At 61.6% G+C, this 632-nt stretch carries 2 protein-coding genes; one reads left to right on the forward strand and one right to left on the reverse strand.

Translation table 11 applies throughout. From position 1 onward, the window contains the following. A partial coding sequence (gene traN, locus PKF00_RS44010; protein ID WP_271223750.1) for a conjugal transfer protein TraN occupies window positions 1–304 on the reverse strand: 304 nt, incomplete at its 3' end. 39 nt (window positions 305–343) lie between these two features. On the opposite strand from traN, the gene PKF00_RS44015 reads away from it, so the two are divergent. Continuing rightward, window positions 344–632: hypothetical protein (locus PKF00_RS44015; protein WP_271223751.1), on the forward strand; the 289-nt coding region annotated here is incomplete at its 3' end.

Below are 632 nucleotides of genomic sequence, written 5' to 3' on the forward strand. Positions count from 1 at the left end.
ACGGCACTTCGTCCAGGCAGGTCTCGTGTGAGAACTCGCAATAGTCGGGTGGGTCGCAGTCCGTCAGGATCTCGCCAACGCCTTCACAGATGTAGGCAGTCTCGCGCGCCCAACATTCTTCGAACACCTCCTGCCCACCGATCAGACGAGAGCCCGCCCCCTCGGTGCAAACCGTTTCCTGCGGCTCGCAGTCAAGGTCTTCATCACTGACATCCGGACAATCGGCTTCCTGCCATTCCCCTTCCCCAACTTCAGTCACCGTGTCGTCAGGTGGGCCGGCGCCGTCGACAAGGTCTTCGCACATATACTCGCGCTCTCGGCGCACGCAGCCAGCCGGCTGCGCTTGGCACTCAAAGTCCAGCCGGTTCCGGATGCAAGCGTTAGTGATCGGATCCCGCTCGAGGCACGCCGAAGCCACCTGCTGACAGGTATCAGGGATCTCGCACGTCGATACGTCGCGGTACTCGACACACTGAAACCGGCGCTCGCGCATCTGACAGCCATTTACGAACACATCGCGCTCTGGCTCGAACTGAGAAATCCAGGGATCCCGGACGGTCCCGCGCCAATCGAAATCGGTTACTGGGCGCCCATCTGCCCAGTTATCGACGCAGACCGGCTCCGGCTCCTCA

This window comes from Streptosporangium carneum (genome assembly GCF_027922005.1).
Lineage (GTDB): Bacteria > Actinomycetota > Actinomycetes > Streptosporangiales > Streptosporangiaceae > Streptosporangium > Streptosporangium carneum.